The following is a 20,483-nucleotide window of genomic DNA, read 5'->3' on the forward strand; positions in this document are numbered from 1 at the left end:
GTTGAAACGGTACCTCGCTACTGCTGCAGCGATCCGGTGCGTGGGACGTCGGTGGTGGCGATGCAGGTCACGGCGCGATCGCCGCGCTTCCAGGAGTCCTCGGTCGGGTAGAGCACGAACATGCCCACCTCGGGGTCTTCCATCGCGGCCGGGGAGAATTCCTGCAGTGCGGGCGCGCAGCGATCCTGGTAGTCGATGATCGCCGACTGGCCGGGGAAGCTGCCGCCGGGCACATCGATGACGAAATAGACCTCACCCTTGTGCGGCTCGGCGCAGCTCACCGTCTTGACCGAGGCCACCAGGCTGGCATCCGATGGGATCTCCGAGAGGCAGTCGCCCAGCCCGATATCGGCGGCGTTCACCGAGTTCGGATCGAAGAGGTCGGCGAACTCACTGTCGGCGATCTTGTCCTTGTTGGCTGCCACCAGCGCGAACACGGCGATCAGGCCGACGATCCACAGCGCCGAGAGGACCAGGCCGGCGATGGCCATCCCGCGGCCGCCGTGGCCCTTCTTGGCCTTGTTCAAGCCGACGATGCCGGCGACGACGCTGATCAGCACGCCACCGATGACGCCGAAGATCAGCGAGGCGACGGCCCACCAGTTGGTGCCCGGCGCCTGCTGCGGCGGGTAGGGCTGGCCGTACTGATCGGTGTAGGGCAGCGGCGGTGGGGGAGGCGGGTACTGGCCGCCCGGTGGAGGCGGCGGGTACTGGCCACCGGGCGGGGGTGGGGGGTATCCCTGGGGCTGCTCCGGCGGCTGCGTCATGAGAGAAAGATAGCCGCGGCGGCGACCGCGAGCGCGGGCACGTCCAAAGTCTTGGAACCGAGATCATGGCGGGCACCGGTGACCTCGACGATTCGGGTCGGCCCGCTCACCAGATCCGCGGCCGCGCGCAGCTCCTCGATGGTGCCGAACGGGTCCGCGGTGCCGTGGGTGAAGACGGTCGGAACGGTGATAGCGGGCAGATGCTCGGTGCGGGCGCGCTCGGGCTTGCCCGGCGGGTGCAGCGGGTAGGAGGACAGCGCCAGCACATCGGGGCCGCCGGATGTGGCGGCGACCATCGACGTCATCCGGCCCCCGTAGGAATGTCCGCCGGCGACGACGGGTCCGTCGGTCTGGGTGCGCGCCCAGGAGATGGCCTCGGCGATACCGTCCTGATCGCTGGCCGCAGAGTTCGACGGCGGGCCCTTCGGCCTGCGGCGCCGGTAGGGCAGGTTGTAGCGGACGGCCAGATATCCCTGCCGTGCCCATTCGTCGCACAGGCCGACCAGCAGCGCGGCGTCCCGGTTGCCGCCGGCTCCGTGGGTCAGCAGCACGACGCCCGCGGGGGTGGTTGCCGGTTCGTGGGCTATCCCCCCGATGCCTTCGATACCGGCGAGATCGGCGAGGCTCACAACTGCTGCAACCGGAACAGCGGATTGACCGGGCCGTGGCCGTGACCCAAGGGATACGCCGCGCGGATGCATTCGGTGATCCACGACTTGCCGAACGCCACCGCGTCGGGAACCGAGAAGCCATGGGCCAGAGCGGATGCGGTGGCCGCAGCGAGAGTGTCGCCGGCCCCGTGGTCATGGCCGGTGTCGACGCGGGGTTCGCTGAACTCGTGGAACTCGGTGCCGTCGAACAGCAGGTCGGGGCTGAGTTCGGAGGATCGCAGGTGCCCGCCCTTGACCAGGGCCCACTGCGTTCCCAGATCATGCAGCGCCCGCGCGGCGTCCTTCTGGGTGTCGGTGTCCACCACCTCGATGCCGGTGATCAGGCGAACCTCGTCGAGGTTCGGGGTGACCAGGGTGGCCAGCGGGAACAGTTCGGTGCGCACCGAATTCAGCGCCGACGGATGTAACAGCGGGTCGCCGTGCATGGAGGCGCACACCGGGTCGACGACCAGCGGTACGGTGCCGGCCAGGCTCTCGGCCCGCCAGGTCTCGGCGACCACACCGATGATCTCCGCCGATGCCAACATGCCGGTCTTGGCGGCCTGGATCCCGATATCGGAGGCCACCGCGCTGATCTGACCGGCGATGATGTCCAGCGGGATCTCGTGAAATCCTTTGACGCCTACCGAGTTCTGCACGGTCACCGCGGTCATGGCAACCGTGCCGTGCACGCCCAGCATCGCGAAGGTGCGCATATCGGCCTGGATGCCCGCGCCGCCGCCGGAATCGGACCCGGCGATCGTCATCACCCGCAACGGGGTTGCCCCTGGCTGGGGCAGCGGTAGGAAGTTCATGGCACCAAGGGTAGATAGACGCGATTTCCATGTTCGGCGAACTCCACCGATTTGTCCGCCATGGCGTCGCGAATGTCCTGCGTGATGCGCATGGAGCAGAACTTCGGGCCGCACATCGAGCAGAAGTGCGCGGTCTTGGCCGGCTCGGCGGGCAATGTCTCGTCGTGGAACTCGCGTGCGGTATCGGGGTCCAGCGACAACGCGAACTGATCGGCCCAGCGGAACTCGAACCGGGCGGTGCTCAGGGCGTCGTCGCGTTGCTGGGCGCGGGGATGGCCCTTGGCGAGGTCGGCGGCGTGCGCGGCGATCCGGTAGGCGATCACCCCGTCCTTGACGTCCTTGCGGTTGGGCAGTCCCAGGTGTTCCTTGGGGGTGACGTAGCAGAGCATGGCGGTGCCGGCCTGGGCGATGATGGCCGCGCCGATCGCGCTGGTGATGTGATCGTAGGCCGGGGCGATATCGGTGGCCAGCGGGCCCAGGGTGTAGAACGGCGCCTCTTCGCAGAGCTCCTCTTCCAGGCGCACGTTCTCCACGATCTTGTGCATCGGCACGTGCCCGGGACCTTCGATCATCACCTGCACGCCAAAAGATTTCGCGATCTTGGTGAGCTCGCCGAGGGTTTCCAGTTCGGCGAATTGGGCGGCGTCGTTGGCATCGGCGATGGAGCCGGGGCGCAGACCGTCACCGAGAGAGAAGGTGACGTCATAGCGGGCCAGGATCTCGCAGAGCTCCTCGAAGTGGGTGTACAGGAACGATTCCTGGTGGTGGGCGAGCATCCAGGCGGCCATGATGGAGCCGCCTCGGCTGACGATGCCGGTGACACGGTCGGCGGTCAGCGGGATGTAGCGCAGCAGGACCCCGGCATGCACCGTCATGTAATCGACACCCTGCTCGCACTGTTCGATCACGGTGTCGCGGTAGGACTCCCAGGTCATCTTGGTGGGATCACCGTTGACCTTCTCCAGCGCCTGGTACATCGGGACCGTCCCGACCGGGACGGGGGAGTTGCGCAGGATCCACTCCCGGGTCAGGTGAATGTCCTTACCGGTCGAGAGGTCCATGATGGTGTCCGCGCCCCACCGGGTGGCCCACACCATCTTGTCCACCTCTTCGGCGATGGAGCTGGTGACCGCCGAATTGCCGATATTGGCATTGACTTTCACCCCGAACGCCTTGCCGATGATCATCGGCTCGCTCTCGGGGTGGTTGTGGTTGGCGGGGATGACCGCACGGCCGCGCGCGACCTCGTCGCGCACCAACTCCGGTGACACCGCCTCGCGTTCGGCGATGAAGGCCATCTCCGCGGTGATCTCACCGTTGCGGGCGCGCTGTAGCTGGGTGCCGCGGTCGCGGATGATGTTGGCGCGCTTGGGAAGCCCGTGCTCCAGGTCGATGACGGCGTTGTCATCGGTGTACGGGCCGGAGGTGTCGTACAGGTCGAAGTGTTCGCCGGTGCTCAGGTGCACCCGGCGCGACGGCACCCCGTTGGGTGAGTAGACCTTGGAGCTGCCGACGATGGGGCCGGTGGTGACATCGGAGGTACGGGGGTCGACAACAGCACTCATTACACATCTCCCTACGCCGGCATTACCCGGTCAGGTTCGTACGGTCGACGGCCCTAGCCGTCCTCTCAGCGCGCTGGTGCGTGCTCCCGTGTGGACCTGTCCAACGTAGCGCATGCCCGTCCGATTGCCGAGTGATCGTTTGTATAGCTAATATATGTTTTTGCCGATCGTAGGGATTTGAGTGCCGATGACCCTTGAGCTGGAAAAGATCCACGAGCACCCCCGCTACAAGTGGGTCGTGCTGTCGAACACGACACTGGGCATCCTGCTGGCGTCGATCAACGCCTCCATCGTGCTGATCTCGCTGCCGGCGATCTTCCGCGGTATCGGGCTCAACCCGCTGGACCCGGGCAACATCAGCTACCTGCTGTGGATGCTGATGGGATATCTGGTGGTCACCGCCGTGCTGGTGGTGCCGTTCGGCCGGCTCGGCGACATGTTCGGCAGGGTGCGGATCTACAACATGGGCTTCGTCGTCTTCACCGTGGCGGCGGTGGCGCTGTCGTTCGACCCGTTCCAGCTCGATGGCGGCGCGATCTGGTTGATCGGGTGGCGGGTGATCCAGGGTATCGGCGGCGCCATGCTGATGGCTTCGTCCTCGGCGATCCTCACCGATGCCTTCCCGGCCAATCAGCGGGGCATGGCGCTCGGGGTGAACATGGTGGCCGCCGTCGCGGGATCGTTCCTGGGGCTGCTGATCGGCGGGGTGCTCTCCGAATGGCATTGGCAGGCCATCTTCTGGGTGGGAGTGCCGATCGGTGTGCTCGGGACGGTGTGGAGTCTGCGCTCCCTGGTCGAGTTGGGGGTGCGCACACCGGGCAGGTTGGATTGGGCGGGAACGCTGACGTTCGGTATCGGCCTGACGGTCTTGCTCATCGGTATCACCTACGGCATTCAGCCCCATGGTGATTCGAGCACCGGCTGGACCAATCCGTGGGTGCTCGGCTCGATCATCGCCGGGTTGGCGGTGCTGGTGGTGTTCTGTCTGGTCGAACTGCGGGTGGACCAGCCGATGGTCGATATCCGGCTGTTCCGGTCGGCGGCCTTTGGGATGGGGAACCTCGCTGGGCTGATGTCGTCGGTCGGACGCGGCGGTCTGCAGTTCATGCTCATCATCTGGTTGCAGGGCATCTGGCTTCCGTTGCACGGGTACAGCTTCGAGTCGACACCACTGTGGGCCGGCATCTACCTGCTGCCGGTGACCATCGGCTTCCTGATCGCGGCCCCGCTGGCCGGATCGTTGGCCGACCGGTTCGGCGCACGACCGCTGACGGTGGGCGGCATGCTGCTGATGGCGGTGTCTTTCGTTGCGCTGTTGCTGATCCCGGTGAACTTCGACTACTGGGTGTTCGCGGTGCTGGTGTTCCTCAACGGGCTGGGCGGCGGCATCTTCACCGCTCCCAACACCGCGGCCATCATGTCCAGCGTTCCCGCGTCGCAGCGCGGTGCCGCCTCGGGTGTGCGCGCCACCTTCTTCAACGCCGGATCGTCACTGTCGATCGGAATCTTCTTCTCGCTGATGATCGTCGGGCTGGCCAATGCGCTGCCCTCGGCGATGAGCAGCGGGCTGCAGGCCCAAGGGGTGCCGGCCTCGGTGGCCCACGAGGTGGCCAACACGCCTCCGGTCGGCAGCCTCTTCGCGGCATTCCTGGGCTACAACCCGATCGACGAACTGCTCGGTCCCTCGGGTGCGCTGTCGGATCCCGGCGTGAACGCCGAGGTGCTGACCGGTAAGACCTTCTTCCCCGAACTGATCACCGGTCCTTTCCATGCCGGGCTGACGGTGGTGTTCCTGGCCGCCGCGGCGATGATGCTGATCGGTGCGGTGGCGTCGATGTTCAGCGCGGGACGGTACAGCGCGGATGTTGGCGGCGACGGCGATTTATCGGCTCGGTGACCAGTCACCCGCGGCGATGCGGGCCGACAGTTCGAAGAGCCCGATGGCGCACCGGTGCAGATGTTCGCCGACCTCACGCGGGGCTCGACCGGATAGTGCGCGTACCCAGGTTCCCTCCAGTACCACGGCCATCTTGAAGCCGGCCAGCGCTGTATACCAATCGATCTCGTCGGCGCTTCTGCTGCTGGTGGCCGCGTAGGCCTCGATGACCTCGCGCCGGGACGGTAACCTACCCGCAGCAGCCAGTCGTTCCCCGGTGGCGACCGGCGCCGGGTCCTGCGGCCAGCAGGCAAGCAGCCAGCCCAGGTCCAGTAGCGGGTCGCCCACGGTACACATCTCCCAGTCCACGATCGCGGCGACTTCGGGGCGGTGGGCGTCGAGCAGGACGTTGTTGAGGTGGAAATCGCCGTGCATGATGCCCGGTCGAGGATCGGTGGGCTGATGGGTGCGCAGCCACTGCACAGTCCGCTCGACGTCGGGCAGCTCACGAATGTCGTTATCGCCGTAGTCGTACCCGGCCAGCACGCCGACCCACTGGTCCACCTGGCGGCCGAGGAAGCTGCCGGGTTTGGCGAAGCCGGCCATCGGGGTGCCCGTCGGGTCGAGCTCGCCCAAAACTGCCAGCGCGCGTGCCACCGCCAGCCCGGACTCGTGGCGGGTTGGCGCGTCCGCGCGGTATCGCTCGCTGATGCTGTCGCCGGGGTTGAATCCGTCGACCTCCTCCATCAGGTAGAAGACCGTGCCCATGACGGTGAGGTCGTCGCAGCACGCCACCAGCCGGGGATGTGGGACACCGGTGCCCGAAAGCGATGTCAGAGCCGCGACCTCGCGCAACATCGTGCGGTTGCTCGACGGTCGGGGGTGCACCGGCGGGCAGCGCAGGACGAGCCTGCGGCCGTCGACCTCGAGCGCGATCACCCTGTTCTGGGTCCCACCGGTCAGCGTGCGGGCAGCGGTGATCGAGTCGCCGATGCCGCGCTCGCGTAGCCAGGTCTGCACCGGAGCGAGATCGATCTCGAGATTCATTGTGGTGGTGTGCCTTTCTTGCTGTCGATCCGAAGGGATCGCAGTCGGCGCGTCTCGGCGGAGACGGGGGCCAGCAGCTGCCCGGCCGCGACGTCGATCAGGTGACTCAGGAACAACGCGTGTTCGGTGCGATCGGTTCGGGCCCGCAGGGCGAGTTCGACGACGACGAACCGGGTGGTGAGGAAGCGGCGGTGCAGCAGCACGGCTTCGGGTGCCAACAACGGTTCGAGCAGCGTGCGCCACCGCTGCATGCTGCTCGTGGGGGAACCCGCGCCGAGTGGTTCGACCGAGGGGTCCGGTCTGGTCAATAGATCCGACATGGTCCGCAGAAAGCCCGCACCGGCGACGCCCTGATCCAGCTTGGCGCCCAGCGGCCGCACGAGTGCGGCGGCCAGCAGGGCGACATCGCCCGTTCCGCCGGCCTCGTAAGCGTCCAGCAGGGCGTGCCGACGGCTCTCGATCTCGGGATTGTGCTTGTCCAGCAACGCCTTGACCAGGCCGTCGCGGTCCCCGAACCAGTACTGCCCGGCCATGACGTTCTTCGAGCCCGCTTCGCGACTGATCTCCCGCATCGACACGGCGTCGACACCGCGTTCGGCGAACAGCCGTTCCGCGGCCGCCAGTAACCGCTCGCGGGTCTCCCTGTTCGGGGTGCTCATCCCAGTCCGCTGGCCATGCCGCCGTCGACCTTGAGGATGGCGCCGGTGGTGAACGATGCGTCCGGACCGGCCAGGTAGGCCACGGCGCCGACGATCTCCTCGGGTCGGCCGATGCGTCCGAGCGGTACCGACTGCTCGATCCGTTGCACGGTGTCATCGTTCCAGGCGGCGGTGACATCGGTGTCGAAGGGACCGGCCATCACGGCGTTGACCCGCACGGTGGGGCCGAATGCGCGGGCCAACCCGGCGGTGACGGTGTTCAGCGCGGCCTTGGCGGCCGCATAGGGCAGGTCATAGGGCGCGGGGTGCGCGGCGGCAATACTCGTGATGTTGATGATCGACCCGCCGTCGCCCCGGCACATCAGATCGCCGGCGCGCACCGCCAGCCGGAAGGGGCCGCCGAAGTTGACACCGACCACCTTGGCGAACAGCTCCTCGCTGAGCTCGGGCAGTGACGGATAGTGCGGGGACATCCCGGCATTGTTGACCAGGACGTCGATTCGTCCGAATCGCTGTTCGACGAAATCGATCAGCGCGTCGCACTGGGCCCACGATGCGACGTGGCAACCGAATCCGACGGCGTCCACCTCGTGCGCATCGCGTAGTTCGCGGGCGAGCGCATCGCAGGCATCGGCCTTGCGGCTGGAGACCACCACGTGATCGCCCGCGGCGGCGAAATGGCGACACATCGCCCTGCCAAGGCCGCGGCTTCCTCCGGTCACCACGACAACTCGTCCGGCCATCTGGCGGGCACCTTCCTCGAAGCGATACAGTCGCATCGAAGTTTAATGCAACTGTATTGGAGTGTAGCTGATGTGGGACTTCTCGACGGAGCCGGAGTTTCAGGCGAAACTCGACTGGGCGGACGCCTTCGTGCGCTCGGAGGTGGAGCCGCTGGACCATGTGCTCGGCGATCCGTATGACAAGAGCGACGCGCAGGCCATGCGGCTGATCGCACCGTTGAAGGAAGAAGTTCGCGCACAACGACTCTGGGCCTGTCATCTGACCCCCGAACACGGCGGACAGGGCTACGGCCAGGTCAAGCTGGCACTGCTCAACGAGATCCTGGGTCGTTCGCGCTGGGCGCCATCGGTCTTCGGTTGCCAGGCGCCAGATTCGGGAAACGCCGAGATCCTCGCCAAGTACGGCACCGCAGAGCAGAAGGCCCGCTATCTGCAGCCCTTGCTCGACGGGGAGATCTCGTCCTGCTACTCGATGACCGAACCCCTGGCCGGCGCCGATCCGACCCTGTTCACCACCCGCGCGGTTCTCGACGGTGACCATTGGGTGATCAACGGCGAGAAGTGGTTCTCCTCCAACGCGCGGTACGCCAGCTTCCTGTTGGTGATGGCGGTGACCGATGACGGTCCCGACCGGCACCACACGATGTCGATGTTCATCGTGCCCGCCGATACCCCCGGGGTGGAGATCATCCGCGACGCCGGGGTCGGTACCGAGGGCGCGGACCGTTCCAGCCACGCCTACCTGCGGTATCGCGATGTCCGGGTGCCCGCCGATCACCTGCTCGGCACGCGGGGTGCGGCCTTCGAGATCGCCCAGACTCGGTTGGGAGGCGGACGCATCCACCACGGCATGCGCACCATCGCGCAGGTCCGCAAGGCTTTCGATCTGATGCTGGAACGTGCCGCGTCACGCACCACCCGGCACGGTCGGCTTGCCGACCTGCAGGCCACCCAGGAGAAGATCGCCGACAGCTGGATCGACATCGAACAATTCCGGCTACTGCTGCTGCGGACCGCGTGGTTGATCGACAAGCACGACGACTACCGGGCCGTCCGCAAGGACATCGCCGCGGTGAAGGTCGCCATGCCGCGGGTCTTCCACGATGTGGTGCAGCGGGCCATGCAGTTGCACGGCGCACTCGGTATCTCCAACGAGATGCCGTTCTCGGCCATGATGGTCGAAGCGCAGGTGATGGCGGTGGCCGACGGGCCGACCGAGGTGCACAAGTGGACCTTGGCCAAGAGCCTGTTGCGCGACGTGGTCCCGGGGGAGCCGAAGTTCGGCTCGGGTCACCTGCCGACCCTGCGCGATGCTGCACGCGCGCACCTCGCTGCGCGGCTCGAGGCGGCGGCGGCCGACCTGTGATGCGCGCGGCGGTGATGGACGCGGCAGGAGCCCCGCGACTTGTCGATATCGCGATTCCCGAACCGGGGCCCGGCGAGGTGCGGGTGGCGGTGCGCGCCTGCGGGGTGTGCGGTTCGGACCTGCATCTCATCGACGGCGATATTCCGGTGCCCGAAATCCCGCTGATCCTCGGCCACGAGGCGTCCGGCGTCATCGACAAGGTGGGGCCCGGGGTCTCTGTGCAGGTCGCACCGGGGGACCGTGTGCTGGTCAATCCCATCGTGGTCTGTGGGACGTGCCGGGCCTGCCGCGCGGGACGGACCAATCAGTGTCCCGACAACATCGTGCTCGGAGTTGCGCGCGCGGGCGCGGCGGCCGACTACGTGGTGGTACCGGCAAGCAACGTCCACCGGATACCGGAGTCGATCGACTTCGCCACCGCCGCGATCATGGCCGATGCGGTGGCCGGGCCGTTCCATGCCATCCGGACCGCCGGGGTGCGCGCGGGTGACACGGTGGCGGTATTCGGACTCGGCGGACTCGGCATCCACGCGGTCATGATCCTCAAACAGGTGGTGGGTGCCCGGGTGATCGGTGTCGACACCTACGACGCTGCCCTGCAGCGGGCTGCCACGTTCGGGGTGGATGTCGTCATCGATGCCAGGGCGGGCCTGCCGAGTCGGCAGATTCACGCCGAAACCGGCGGTGTCGACGCCAGTTTCGAGTTCGTCGGGCGGGCCGATACGGTCGAACAGGCGGTGCGCAGCCTACGGCCGGGCGGGCTGTGTTCGGTGATGGGAATCGGAACCGACAAGCTCGGCGGCGGCATGTCGGTCTCGACGTTCGTCGCCAACGAGTGGGCGCTGCGTGGATCCTACGGTTACGTGCCCGCCGACCTCGATGACCTGATCGAGCTGGTGGGCAACGGCACGCTGCGCATCGCGGGGACCATCAGCCATCGCGTGCCGCTCGACGACTATCAGGAGGGCCTGGCGACCCTGCGCGATCGCAGCCGTAACCCGATCCGGGTGGTGATCGACGTCGACGACAGTCCGTGAAGCGGGACCGCGACCCCTACACTCGGGCCGATGACCACCATCCAGCGCCGCGCCTTCAACGATGCGATCACCAAGTTCTGGAGCTTCGCCGCGCCGGCCTATGACACGGCCTGCCTGCAGCGGTTCGTCTACAAGCCCGCCCAGGACGAGGTCATCGAGCAGCTGCGGCAGCGGGGAGCGACCCAGATCGCCGATATCGCGTGCGGAACCGGCATCCTGGCCGACCGCATCCAGCGTGAACTGCGCCCCGATGAGGTCTACGGACTGGACATGTCCGACGGCATGCTGGCCCAGGCACGCAAGCGCTCCGACCGCATCCGCTGGAAGACCGCACCCGCCGAGCAACTGCCCTTCGAAGATGGATTCCTCGACGCCGTCGTCACCACCTCGGCCTTCCACTTCTTCGACCAGCCCGCCGCGCTGCGCGAATTCCACCGAGTGCTGCGCTCCGGCGGCATGGTGGCCGTCACCACCATGAGCCCGCGGCAATCCTTCCCGCCGCTGCACGCGCTGTCGGCGGGTCTCGGCGCACCCGCGCACGCGCCGACCCCCGATGCGATGCGCACCCTGTTCGCCGACGCCGGTTTCGAGATCGCCGATCAGCACCGGGTCCGGCGGCCGGTGTGGACGCCGATCTCGGATCTGATCACCGTGGGTCTGAAGCCTTCGTGAGCCACTTCTTGCCGGCCTTGGCCGCCCGGTGCAGGGCCCCGTACTCGCCGAGATAGGCGGCGACCGCGCCGACGACGGGGAGCATTCCGATATAGCGGAACACCGCCCGCGGATGCGGCCGCTTGCCCAGCTCGCCGCCGATCGCGTTGAGAATGCCCGCCAGATGCCACACCTTGGCCACCACGTTGTCCGGCCACGGCTCGTCGGTGTCGGGCATGGGCGGGTCCGGGATCTCACGACCGCACAACACCGAGGCCAGCATGCGCACCGTGTCCCGCCGGTCGGTCACCCCATACTCGCGGGCCACCGCGCACAGGATCAGCGTCTGTGAGGCGAACCCGAGCAGATCCTGGATCGGCAGCCGACTGGCCAACGCCCCCAGCGCTCCCGGCCACGCGACGGCCACGGTGTCCAGCGCCCCGACCCGCCAGATCCACCAGCCGATCCGCTCGTCGCGGCTCTTCTGCTGCCAGGCTTCGGTACCTGGCAGCCCGAGGAACTCCAGATGTCGGCGCACACCCAGCGGATCGAACCCGGCCAGCACATCGAGGATCAGATCCGACAGCGCCACCGCCCGCGCGAGCGCATCGGCGACGTCGTTGTCGGAAAGTTCGGCCTTGGGTAACAGGTCCATCACGTCAACTCCACGAGTACGGGCGCATGATCACTGGGTGCCTTGCCTTTTCGTTCGTCACGGACGATCTCGGCGTGTGTCACCCGCTGCGCGAAGTCGGGTGAACCGAGAATGAAGTCGATCCGCATGCCCTGACGCTTCGGGAAGCGCAGCTGTGTGTAATCCCAGTAGGTGTACACGCCCGGGCCGGGGGTGAAGGGTCGCACCACGTCGGAGTAGCCGGCGTCCAGGATGGCCTGGAAGGCCGCGCGTTCGGGTGCGGACACATGGGTGGAACCCTCGAACACCGCCGGGTCCCAGACATCCTCGTCGGTGGGTGCGATGTTCCAATCACCCACCAGCGCCACCGGTCCGGTCCACGATGTCGCGGCATCGCGAAGGGCGGCAAGCCATTCCAACTTGTACGGATAGTGCGGGTCGGTCAGCGTTCTGCCGTTGGGCACATACAGGCTCCACACCCGCACCCCGCCGCAGGTTGCTCCGATGGCGCGTGCCTCGGCGAGGTCCTGCCAAGACGGTGCACCGTCGAACCCGATCTGGACGTCCTCCAGACCGACGCGGGAGGCGATCGCCACCCCGTTCCACTGGTTGAGGCCCACATGCGCGATCTCGTATCCGAGCGCGGCGAACGGCATGGTCGGGAACTGGGAGTCCTTGCATTTGGTCTCCTGCATGGCCAGCACGTCGACATCGGCGCGCGCCAGCCAATCGGTGACCCGGTCGACCCGCGTGCGGATCGAGTTGACGTTCCAGGTGGCGATGCGCATCAGACGGGCTCCGGGACCTTGAGTTCGCGCTTGAGCGCGGTGAAATCGCTGATGGTCTTGGTGGTGACGTGCGCGACCGGCCGGGCGTTGCGGCCGCTGGCCTCTGTCTTGGACACCATCACCACACCGTCGATATAGGGCTGGATGGTGGTGGCGTTCTGCACGGTGGCCACGATGACGAGCTGGAAACCGAACTTGCGGAACGCCTGCAGCGCCTGCTGGGCGAACTGGGGATCGGACTTGGAGAACGCCTCGTCGAGCATCAACTGGGCGAACACCGGCTTGTTGTCGCCGCTGTCGGGGTTGGCCAGGTTGAAGCTCAGTGCTCCGGCGAGGCAGAACGCCATCAGCTTCTCCTGCTCACCGCCGGAGTTGTCGCCGGCGTTGCTGTGCGTGCGGATCAGCTCTTCGGTGCGCACATCCCACTCCGCGCAGTCGAAGGTGAACCGGTTGCGCACGTCGAGCGCATCACGGGTCCACACCCGGTCTTCGGGGGTGTTGCCCGCCAACCGGTTCCGCAACCGCAGGATATCGGCGTACTGCTCGAGGATTGCCTTCTTGTCGCCGAGGCCGACCTCGGCGATGCGCCGCGAGATGGCCTTGACGATGTCGGTCAGCTCGGTCACCGCGGTCAGACTGCGGGGCGTGGCCCGCAGTGTCAGCCGGGTACCCCGGTTGAACTCCACCGCACCCAGGCCGGTGTTCACCCGCTCGATCTGCTCGGCGATGCGGCGGGCCTCCTGCTCGGCGATCCGGTGCAGCGTCAGGATCGCATCGGGGGCCTGTTCGGTGATCAGCCGCATCATCCGCTCGTAGGCATCGGGGAGTTCGCGTTCGTCGATGTGGCGGCACACCGCGACATAGTCGTGCACCCGCTCGTCGAGATCATCGGAATCATTGGGTATGGCATCGGGGAACGATGAGTCGTAGGTGGCGATGATGCGGGCCAGCTCGTCGTGAGATCGCCTGCGGCTCTCGGTGAGTCGGTCCCGCTCACGCCGGATGGCGTTGAACAGCGCCTCTCGGTAGGGCTCGGGGTTGAGCAGCTCCAGGCTCACCGGGATCTGCGCCGCGTAGCGGTTGAGCAGCTCGGTGGCCTGTTCGGACACCGCCGCCGGATCGAGGCGGTCCTGTAGATCCAGCAGCCGGGTGCGACGCGAATCGAGATCGTCGCGGCGGGTCTGGATGGCGCCTCGCCGGGTCATCAGAACCTGAATATCGTTCCAGCACTCCTCGGCCCGCGTGCTCAGCGCCTCGACATCGGGATTGTCGGCGAGCAGCAACTCGTACTGTTCACGCAGCCGGTCGGCGTGCCCGTCCGCGGTCTCGGTGTCGATATGGCTCCACTGGGGGAACTGTTCACAGATGGCCTTGCAGGCCGCGGCCTGATCGCGCCAGTGTTGCCTGCCCGCGGCGATCTCGTCGGCGGCCGTCCGCGCCGCGGCGAACACCTCTTCGGCCTCGGCCAGTTCGGCGGTCAGGGCGTCCAGTTTGGCGGTGATATCGCCCTGATAGATGTACTCCGAGGGTTTCAGCGGTCGGCGGTCGTCCTTGATGGCCAACCGGTCGGAGTCCTTGTACAGACCGGTGTCGGTGACCGCGCGGCGGAACCGGGCGAACAGATCCGGGCTGTCCACGCAGATGTGATCACCGGCGGCGGCCAACACGTCCAGTGCCTCGGCGGCGCACGGGTGGCCGGGGTTGACCACGAACAGCTTGCCGGCCAGCGTTCGCGAGGAGCCGGAGGCGGATCGCGCAGACTCCGTGTTCGGCTCGGGACGCCGGTCGGGGGCGTTGACCCGCACCTGGTGCAGTGCCAGCCTGCCCCGCATGTTGTTCTCGTTGACGAAGCGCAACACCTTGGCGTAGTGCTGATCGGGAACCAGCAGGCGCAACCCCACCGAGCGCAGCACCTTCTCGACCGCGGCGCGCCACCGGTTCTCCTCGGGCCGCAGGTCCATCAGCTCGGCGACATAGGGCAGCGCCGACGGGTCGATACCCAAGGTGGTGCAGATGTGTTCGCGCATGGCGACGGCGAACTCGGGCAGCGCCGACCCGACGTGTTCGACGCGTTTGAGTTCCTTGGCCGCGTGATCACGGGCCATCCGGGCGGCCTTCTGGGCATACTCGGCGTCGGTAGAGGACTCCCGGCCGCGGTCGAGCTGGACGGCCAGCCCGGCGGCCTGTTTGGACAGCTCCTCGCGCAGATTCCAGAATTCGTCGGCGGTCTCGGGCACCTCGACACCGTGCGCGCGGACCATCTCGGCGTAGGCGGCGTACCGGCGGGAGACCTCTTCGGCCTGTGCCTCGGCGGCCGCGACCTGGGACTGCAGCGGACCGATGCTGGCGCTGGCCCCACTGATCTGCGCGTTGAGGGCATCGCCCTCGGCCTTGGCGAGGTTGAGCTGCCGGGTGATATCGCCGTACTCGTTCTCCAGCTGGTCGATGGTGCCGTCCAGCGATTCGATCTGGGCCGGGCACTGCTGCAGACGCTGGTGATCGGTGTGCGCGCGGACCATCGGCATGTCGACCAGATCGATGATGCCCAAATCCGAGGATTCGGAGGCGTACCGCAGCTGGATCGCCTCGATGTCACCGAGCACCTTGCGCTTGCGCTGGGCAACTGCCAGCAACTCACGCGCCTCGACCAAGGGGTCGATCTGCTTGAGTGCCTCGGGAAGTCGGCTCAGGCTGTCCGGCTCGTCGAGCATGAAATCGCGGACGAACTGTTCCAGGCCGCCGACGCTCTTGAGTGATTTGGCCTTGCCGAGCAGCTGCTGGGCCGCCTCGGAGGCCCGGATACCGATGGCGGCGTAGAGCTGGGCCAGGTACTGCGATTCGACCTTGGTGGAGAACCGCCAACCGTACGATGTCCCGTCGCTTCGCTCGCCCCGCGAGTCGGTGAACACCTTGCTGTCGAAACGTCCAGCCGCCCACCGGTTGCAGACACCCTCGATGTCCAGATCGCCGTCACCGAGCACGAACCGGCTCGAAGAATCCGAACGGGATTCTCCGGTAAGCCATTTCAGTACCAGGCCGGTGATTGTGCGCCCGGTGTTGGAGGTATAGGTGACAGCGACGGCCGACCAGGTGGTGCCGTCACCGCGCAGATACATCACCTGGCTGGTGCCGCCGTCGCTGCGCTGACCCCACGCGCCCCGGACGTACTTGTCGACGGTGCGACGCCCGGCGCTGGAGCCGGCGGCGGTGTTATCGCCGGAGGCGTTGAAGTTACGCCGGTTGAACGGCAGGAAGCCCAGTGAGATCGCATCCAGCAGTGAGGATTTGCCACTGCCCGAGGATCCGGCGATCAGCGAGCCGCCGGCGTTGATCGGGATGGAGTGGTAGCCGTCGAAGACGCCCCAGTTGATGACCTGCAGGCGGGACAGATGGAACTGCTCGCTCATTCGGCACCACCTTTCAACAACTGCTCGAACTGCTGCTGCAGTTCGGTGATCACCGAGGCCGTCATGATCGCGGTGATGACGGGGCTGACGGTGTAGGAGTCCTCGTCGTCGCGGGTGCGGCGCAGGATGTCCAGTCCGGCGAGCCGGGCGATGGCGGCGTCGATGCGCGCGGTGAACGTGACGGTGTCGCGGTCGGTGTCGTTGAGCACCCCGGCGAACAGGCCGTGCACCTCGTCACGGGTGATCAGGAAGCTCACATCGCCACCGGCGCGCATCATCTGCGCCAGATGCAGTGCCAGGATGGAGTCGTAGGTACCCAGGGGTTCGCGACGTAGAAGCTTTGCGCCCCTTGTCGGTTCGTAGCGGGCCTGTTCGATGAAGGCGATGTCGACCTGTGCCGAGATCTGCAGTTGCAGGTCGAGTTCGGAGAGCCGGACGGCCAGATCGTTGCGGTACTCCAGGATCCAGGCGTAGATATCGGGGTCGGCCTCAGCGCTGATATAGCGTCGGGTCAACAGATGCTGCAAGGCCCAGCAGGCACGGTCGGGCAGGACGCTGACATCACCGTCGAAACGCGGTTTGCGTGTTCCGGTGCTGCGCCCGGTTCGGTCGACGTCGGGCAGGGAGGCGAAATCGACTTCCGGTGCGGACGTCGTGGCGTCGGTCATGAGGCAACCTCGGTGACAGGTTCGGTGAACATCAGGTGCGGGACCTCCATCTCGCGGTCGTGCCCGTCCAGCGAGTGGAAGCGCACGGTCACCGATTCGGTGACCGCGGGGGCCGGTTGTTTGAGCGCCCACGACCACAACACGATGACGTGACCGAGGTAGGGGGCGTCGAGCATCGCGCACGCGTCCGGAAGGGACACCGGCAGAGCGGAATTGAGCATCTCGGTCAGCGCGGGCGCATCCACCTGGGTGGTGAGCGAGGAGAATGTGGTCAGATCGACTTCGCCATGGGCGATCTCGGCAGGTTTCGGCGAGGACAGGTCGTTGATGCGGAAGCTCAGGGCGCCGACCGAACTTATGGCATGCCGGGCCAACGGCACCTCGATGTCCAGGCGGGAGTCGGTCAGCGACTCCTTGAGCAGGGCGCGCGCGGCGCCGATGGCCTCGTTGAGCTGGCGGGCCACACCGCGGCTCTGCTCCAGGGTGCCGAAGGCGGTGAACCGCTTGACCCGCTGAGCGCAGCGCTGCTGGATACGTTCCACCTCGTCGATCTGGTGGCCGACGAGTTCGAAGAAGTTGGCCATCACCTTGCGCAGCGCCGGGTCGAGCTCGGGCAATTGCGCAGCGACGGTGGCGATATCGGCCTCGAATTCGGCCCGCTGCTGCGGATCGTTGATCATGTGCAGGAATGCGCGGTGCGAATCGCGCCCCGCGGAGTCCCAGGCCGCCTGATAGTCGGCGTACATCTGGCGCTGCCGGTCGCGGTACTCGAGGTTGGTGTCGATCGGGTCGTCGAGCGCGGCGGTGGCTTGCTCGATCATGTTGCCGTACAGACCGATATCGGTGATCAGCCGCTCCATCTGCATGGCGATGGCGCGGGCCTCGTCGTACATGGCGACGGTATCGGGTGCCGGGCGGGTGCCCGCGTCGAGTTCGTCGAGTTCGGCGTGCAGGGCGGCGATCTCGGCCTCGATACCGGCCCGGATGCGGTCGGGATCGTCCCCGGCGCGGGTGGCGACCTGCTTGAGCCGGGCCGCGATCCCGTGGATGGACCCACCGGTGGCGATGGTGTCGTTGCGGCGCACGCCGCGCACGAAGTCCAACGCCCGGCGCGCGTCCTGGGTCAGATAGCAGACATTGCGTTCCACACCCGCATGCTGGCCTGCGACCCGGTGCAGCCAGCCCTGGCTGGCCCAGGACTTGATCAGGGCAAGACCGGACTGTTCGCCTGCCTCGTGCAGGGTCTCCAGATCGCGCTCGAGGCGGACGACGAGATCGGTTTCGCCGACCACCCCATCGAACAGATGGCGTTCCATCAGCGTGGCGTAGACCGCGAGATTCGACGTGGCCAGCAGGCGCAGCGCACGGGACGCCTGCACTTCGCGATTGGCATCGAGTAACTCACGCATGGGCCACGAGGCTATCTGCGCGCAGGTAACGATGCCGGTGGTGTAGCTCGAACCCCAGGGACTCATACAGCGCCTGTGCAGGCGAGTTGTCCTCGAGCACTTGCACATATGTCCGGGTCGCGCCCTGGTCGGCGCCCCAGGCCGACAGGGCGGTGAAGACCTCGCGGGCCAGGCCCCGCCTGCGGGCGGACTCCGCGACACGCACGCACGACACGCCGAGCCAGCGGGTGCCGTCCGGTGCAGTGGTCACCGCGCCTCGCCCGACGGCGTCACCGACGGTGGCGAAGGCCAGCGTCCCGTCGATCACGGCGGTGAGGATCCCCGTCGGCACGTCACGTTCATAGATCCGCAGCCACTGCTCGTCGGGCGCGGCGGCCAAAGCGACGCCCGGCGCCGATGGCGCGGGGGAGAGATCGCGGACCAGCACGCGGGTCGGTTTGACGCCCGGGGCCTTGATCGGCAGGAGACGTTCCGGCAGCGCCAACCACGGTGGCAGATCGCGCCCGGCGTACCAGGACACGATCTCCGACAGCGCCGCCGTCGATGACGAGAACAGCAGTGGGACAGCCGAGTTGGCGCGGCTGGTGTGACCGGAGCCGGCGCGCAACAACCAACCATCCTGCCAGTGCTGCTCGGTGCCGGGCCAGGCCAGCGCCGCAGCATGCTCAAGGGCGCGGATCTCGGAGTTGCGCACCGGTCGGTGGGACAGCTCGCGTACCGACACCACGTCGGCTGGGTCGATCTCCACGCGGTCACCGGATCGAGGGCGGACGATCACGGTGGGGCTGAGTGCCTCCAGATGGCCGACCACATCGGTCAGGCCATCGAAGGTTCGGTAACGCAGGGATACCCTGCTGCCGCGGGATGCCGCGAAAGGCACGGTTAGTGGCCGAAGGGGTCGGGATCCTCGCCGGGCAACCAGCTCAACCCCGGGACCCCCCACTTGTTGGACTTCACCATCCGCTTCGCCGCCCGCGCGTGCCGGCCGATCAGGCGGTCGAGATAGGTGAAACCGTCCAGGTGCCCCGTCTCGTGCTGGAGCATCCGCGCGAACAGCCCGGTTCCCTCCAGGGTGATCTCGGTGCCGTCGGCGTCCAGACCGGTGACCCGCGCCCAGGACGCGCGTCCGGTGGGGAAGGACTCGCCGGGCACCGACAGGCACCCCTCGTCGTCATCGTCGGGATCGGGCATGGTCTCGGGGACCTCGGAGGTCTCCAGCACCGGATTGATCACGACCCCCCGTCGGCGGGTGGTCTTACCGCGGTCATCGGCACAGTCGTAGACGAACACCCGTTCGGTGCGCCCGATCTGGTTGGCCGCCAGGCCAACCCCGTTGGCGGCGTCCATCGTGTCGAACATGTCGGCGATGAGCGCCGCCAGGTCGGCGGGTAAGGTCCCGTCGGCGCCAACGGGCACCGGCGTGGTCGGAGTGTGCAGGACGGGATCTCCCACGATGCGGATCGGTACGACAGCCACGATTGGCAAGCTTAAGTCAGCCGACTCGCGGGTAACGATCACGCCTCAATCTCCGGCGCCGTGATTGAATGAGCGCCGAACAACACCATTGTCATTTGCGAGTGATCGGAAGGGTCCAAACAGCGATATGGATGGCGCCATCGCGCGGACCGGCCAATCCGGGGACGACTCCGAACCTGCGGACGGGCTGACCCGCCGCGAACACGACATTCTGGCGTTCGAACGCCAGTGGTGGAAGTACGCAGGGTCCAAAGAAGACGCCATCAAGGAGCTCTTCTCGATGTCGGCGACCCGGTACTACCAGGTACTCAACGCGCTCGTCGACCGGCCCGAGGCATTGGCCGCCGACCCGATGCTGGTCAAGCGGCTGCGCCGGGTGCGCGCGAGCCGGCAGAAGGCCAAGGCCGCCCGGCGGCTCGGTTTCGACATCACGTGAGCCGTTAGGCTGGCCCCGATGAACCAGCGAGACTCTTCCGGGCTGCCCCTGCGCGCCATGGTGATGGTGCTGCTTTTCCTGGGTGTCGCGTTCCTGCTGATCGCATTCCAGTACATGGGATCCGATGACGACGACGCCTCGGATGAATCGGTCGCCATCAGCGCCACGACGACCAGCAGTCCTACCTCCAGTGCCGAACCGACGCCCGCGGCCCGCGATGCCGAGGTGCGCGTCTTCAACACCTCCGAGGTCGCCGGTGCCGCGGAGGGAGCAGCCGACCGGCTGCGCAAGGACGGCTGGAACGTGACCGAGACCGGCAACCTCGTGTTGGAGGGTCTACCTGCGACGACGGTGTTCTTCGGCAGTGAGCCGGGGGAGAAGGAAGCCGCCGAGGAGGTCGGCCGTCTGCTGCAGGCGCCGGTCGAACCGCGACGCCCCGAACTGACGGAACAACCGCCGGGCGTCATCGTGGCGGTCACCGGCTAGGCT

The 20,483-nt window shown here is 67.1% G+C and carries 20 protein-coding genes and 1 riboswitch; of the genes, 6 read left to right on the forward strand and 14 right to left on the reverse strand.

What is annotated here, in order from left to right:
• Positions 1-17: 17 nt before the first annotated feature.
• The 4 genes from PGN27_RS17695 to thiC all read right to left on the reverse strand — a co-directional run bounded on the left by PGN27_RS17695 (position 18) and on the right by thiC (position 3,797).
• Positions 18-767: a DUF4190 domain-containing protein gene (locus PGN27_RS17695; protein WP_335327293.1), complete on the reverse strand. Its 750-nt coding sequence runs from the start codon at positions 765-767 to the stop codon at positions 18-20.
• The gene (locus PGN27_RS17700; RefSeq protein ID WP_335327294.1) at positions 764-1,396 is read right to left on the reverse strand and encodes an alpha/beta hydrolase family protein; all 633 of its coding nucleotides are present in this window, start codon (positions 1,394-1,396) and stop codon (positions 764-766) included. Before PGN27_RS17700 ends, PGN27_RS17695 begins: the two co-directional genes overlap by 4 nt.
• Positions 1,393-2,232, reverse strand: coding sequence for a bifunctional hydroxymethylpyrimidine kinase/phosphomethylpyrimidine kinase (gene thiD, locus PGN27_RS17705; protein WP_335327295.1), 840 nt, complete (start codon positions 2,230-2,232; stop codon positions 1,393-1,395). The genes PGN27_RS17700 and thiD overlap by 4 nt, the downstream gene beginning before the upstream one ends.
• Positions 2,229-3,797, reverse strand: coding sequence for a phosphomethylpyrimidine synthase ThiC (gene thiC / locus PGN27_RS17710; protein WP_335327296.1), 1,569 nt, complete (start codon positions 3,795-3,797; stop codon positions 2,229-2,231). The genes thiD and thiC overlap by 4 nt, the downstream gene beginning before the upstream one ends.
• Positions 3,789-3,897, reverse strand: a riboswitch (TPP riboswitch). Its footprint overlaps the gene before it by 9 nt.
• 87 nt (positions 3,898-3,984) lie before the next feature.
• On the opposite strand from thiC, the gene PGN27_RS17715 reads away from it, so the two are divergent.
• Positions 3,985-5,694: an MFS transporter gene (locus PGN27_RS17715; protein ID WP_335327297.1), complete on the forward strand. Its 1,710-nt coding sequence runs from the start codon at positions 3,985-3,987 to the stop codon at positions 5,692-5,694.
• On the opposite strand, the gene PGN27_RS17720 is transcribed toward PGN27_RS17715, so the two are convergent.
• Genes PGN27_RS17720 through PGN27_RS17730 form a run of 3 tightly spaced genes read right to left on the reverse strand, consistent with a single transcriptional unit; the run spans position 5,680 to position 8,122 of the window.
• Complete coding sequence (locus tag PGN27_RS17720) at positions 5,680-6,720, reverse strand: phosphotransferase family protein (RefSeq protein ID WP_335327298.1); 1,041 nt, start codon at positions 6,718-6,720, stop codon at positions 5,680-5,682. The two genes, PGN27_RS17715 and PGN27_RS17720, sit on opposite strands and share 15 nt — an antisense overlap.
• Positions 6,717-7,379 (reverse strand): TetR family transcriptional regulator, encoded by a 663-nt coding sequence (locus PGN27_RS17725; RefSeq protein WP_335327299.1) that lies wholly within the window; start codon positions 7,377-7,379, stop codon positions 6,717-6,719. Before PGN27_RS17725 ends, PGN27_RS17720 begins: the two co-directional genes overlap by 4 nt.
• Positions 7,376-8,122, reverse strand: coding sequence for an SDR family NAD(P)-dependent oxidoreductase (locus PGN27_RS17730; protein ID WP_335327300.1), 747 nt, complete (start codon positions 8,120-8,122; stop codon positions 7,376-7,378). Before PGN27_RS17730 ends, PGN27_RS17725 begins: the two co-directional genes overlap by 4 nt.
• 70 nt (positions 8,123-8,192) lie before the next feature.
• On the opposite strand from PGN27_RS17730, the gene PGN27_RS17735 reads away from it, so the two are divergent.
• The 3 genes from PGN27_RS17735 to PGN27_RS17745 are packed head-to-tail and all read left to right on the forward strand — an operon-like array spanning position 8,193 to position 11,197.
• Positions 8,193-9,488 (forward strand): acyl-CoA dehydrogenase family protein, encoded by a 1,296-nt coding sequence (locus PGN27_RS17735; RefSeq protein ID WP_335327301.1) that lies wholly within the window; start codon positions 8,193-8,195, stop codon positions 9,486-9,488.
• A complete protein-coding gene (locus PGN27_RS17740; protein ID WP_335327302.1) occupies positions 9,488-10,525 on the forward strand; it encodes a zinc-dependent alcohol dehydrogenase in 1,038 nt (345 codons plus the stop codon). Before PGN27_RS17735 ends, PGN27_RS17740 begins: the two co-directional genes overlap by 1 nt.
• Positions 10,526-10,555: 30 nt before the next feature.
• Positions 10,556-11,197, forward strand: coding sequence for a class I SAM-dependent methyltransferase (locus PGN27_RS17745; RefSeq protein WP_335327303.1), 642 nt, complete (start codon positions 10,556-10,558; stop codon positions 11,195-11,197).
• Here the strand turns inward: PGN27_RS17745 and PGN27_RS17750 are convergent.
• The 7 genes from PGN27_RS17750 to PGN27_RS17780 are packed head-to-tail and all read right to left on the reverse strand — an operon-like array spanning position 11,172 to position 19,558.
• Entirely contained in the window at positions 11,172-11,831 is a 660-nt protein-coding gene (locus PGN27_RS17750) for a hypothetical protein (protein ID WP_335328764.1), read from the reverse strand. The genes PGN27_RS17745 and PGN27_RS17750 overlap by 26 nt on opposite strands.
• Positions 11,831-12,598: an exodeoxyribonuclease III gene (locus PGN27_RS17755; protein WP_335327304.1), complete on the reverse strand. Its 768-nt coding sequence runs from the start codon at positions 12,596-12,598 to the stop codon at positions 11,831-11,833. The genes PGN27_RS17750 and PGN27_RS17755 overlap by 1 nt, the downstream gene beginning before the upstream one ends.
• Positions 12,598-16,005, reverse strand: coding sequence for an ATP-binding protein (locus tag PGN27_RS17760; RefSeq protein WP_335327305.1), 3,408 nt, complete (start codon positions 16,003-16,005; stop codon positions 12,598-12,600). The genes PGN27_RS17755 and PGN27_RS17760 overlap by 1 nt, the downstream gene beginning before the upstream one ends.
• Entirely contained in the window at positions 16,002-16,673 is a 672-nt protein-coding gene (locus PGN27_RS17765) for a DUF4194 domain-containing protein (RefSeq protein ID WP_335327306.1), read from the reverse strand. Before PGN27_RS17765 ends, PGN27_RS17760 begins: the two co-directional genes overlap by 4 nt.
• On the reverse strand, positions 16,670-18,082 hold the full coding sequence (locus PGN27_RS17770; RefSeq protein WP_335327307.1) for a DUF3375 domain-containing protein: 1,413 nt from the start codon (positions 18,080-18,082) through the stop codon (positions 16,670-16,672). Before PGN27_RS17770 ends, PGN27_RS17765 begins: the two co-directional genes overlap by 4 nt.
• Positions 18,075-18,962 carry an N-acetylglutamate synthase, CG3035 family gene (locus PGN27_RS17775; RefSeq protein WP_335327308.1) on the reverse strand — a complete coding sequence of 296 codons (888 nt, stop codon included), beginning with the start codon at positions 18,960-18,962 and terminating at the stop codon, positions 18,075-18,077. The genes PGN27_RS17770 and PGN27_RS17775 overlap by 8 nt, the downstream gene beginning before the upstream one ends.
• A gap of 2 nt (positions 18,963-18,964) precedes the next feature.
• Positions 18,965-19,558, reverse strand: a complete 594-nt coding sequence (locus PGN27_RS17780) for a peptide deformylase (RefSeq protein ID WP_335327309.1) — start codon at positions 19,556-19,558, stop codon at positions 18,965-18,967.
• A 127-nt stretch (positions 19,559-19,685) separates the two neighbouring features.
• Here PGN27_RS17780 and PGN27_RS17785 point away from each other — a divergent pair, with 127 nt between their 5' ends.
• Positions 19,686-19,994, forward strand: coding sequence for a nucleoid-associated protein NapA (locus tag PGN27_RS17785; RefSeq protein WP_019513723.1), 309 nt, complete (start codon positions 19,686-19,688; stop codon positions 19,992-19,994).
• Between the two features lie 18 nt (positions 19,995-20,012).
• Positions 20,013-20,480, forward strand: a complete 468-nt coding sequence (locus tag PGN27_RS17790; RefSeq protein ID WP_335327310.1) for a LytR C-terminal domain-containing protein — start codon at positions 20,013-20,015, stop codon at positions 20,478-20,480.
• Positions 20,481-20,483 lie beyond the last annotated feature (3 nt).

The sequence above is a fragment of the Mycolicibacterium neoaurum genome (assembly GCF_036946495.1).
Lineage (GTDB): Bacteria > Actinomycetota > Actinomycetes > Mycobacteriales > Mycobacteriaceae > Mycobacterium > Mycobacterium neoaurum_B.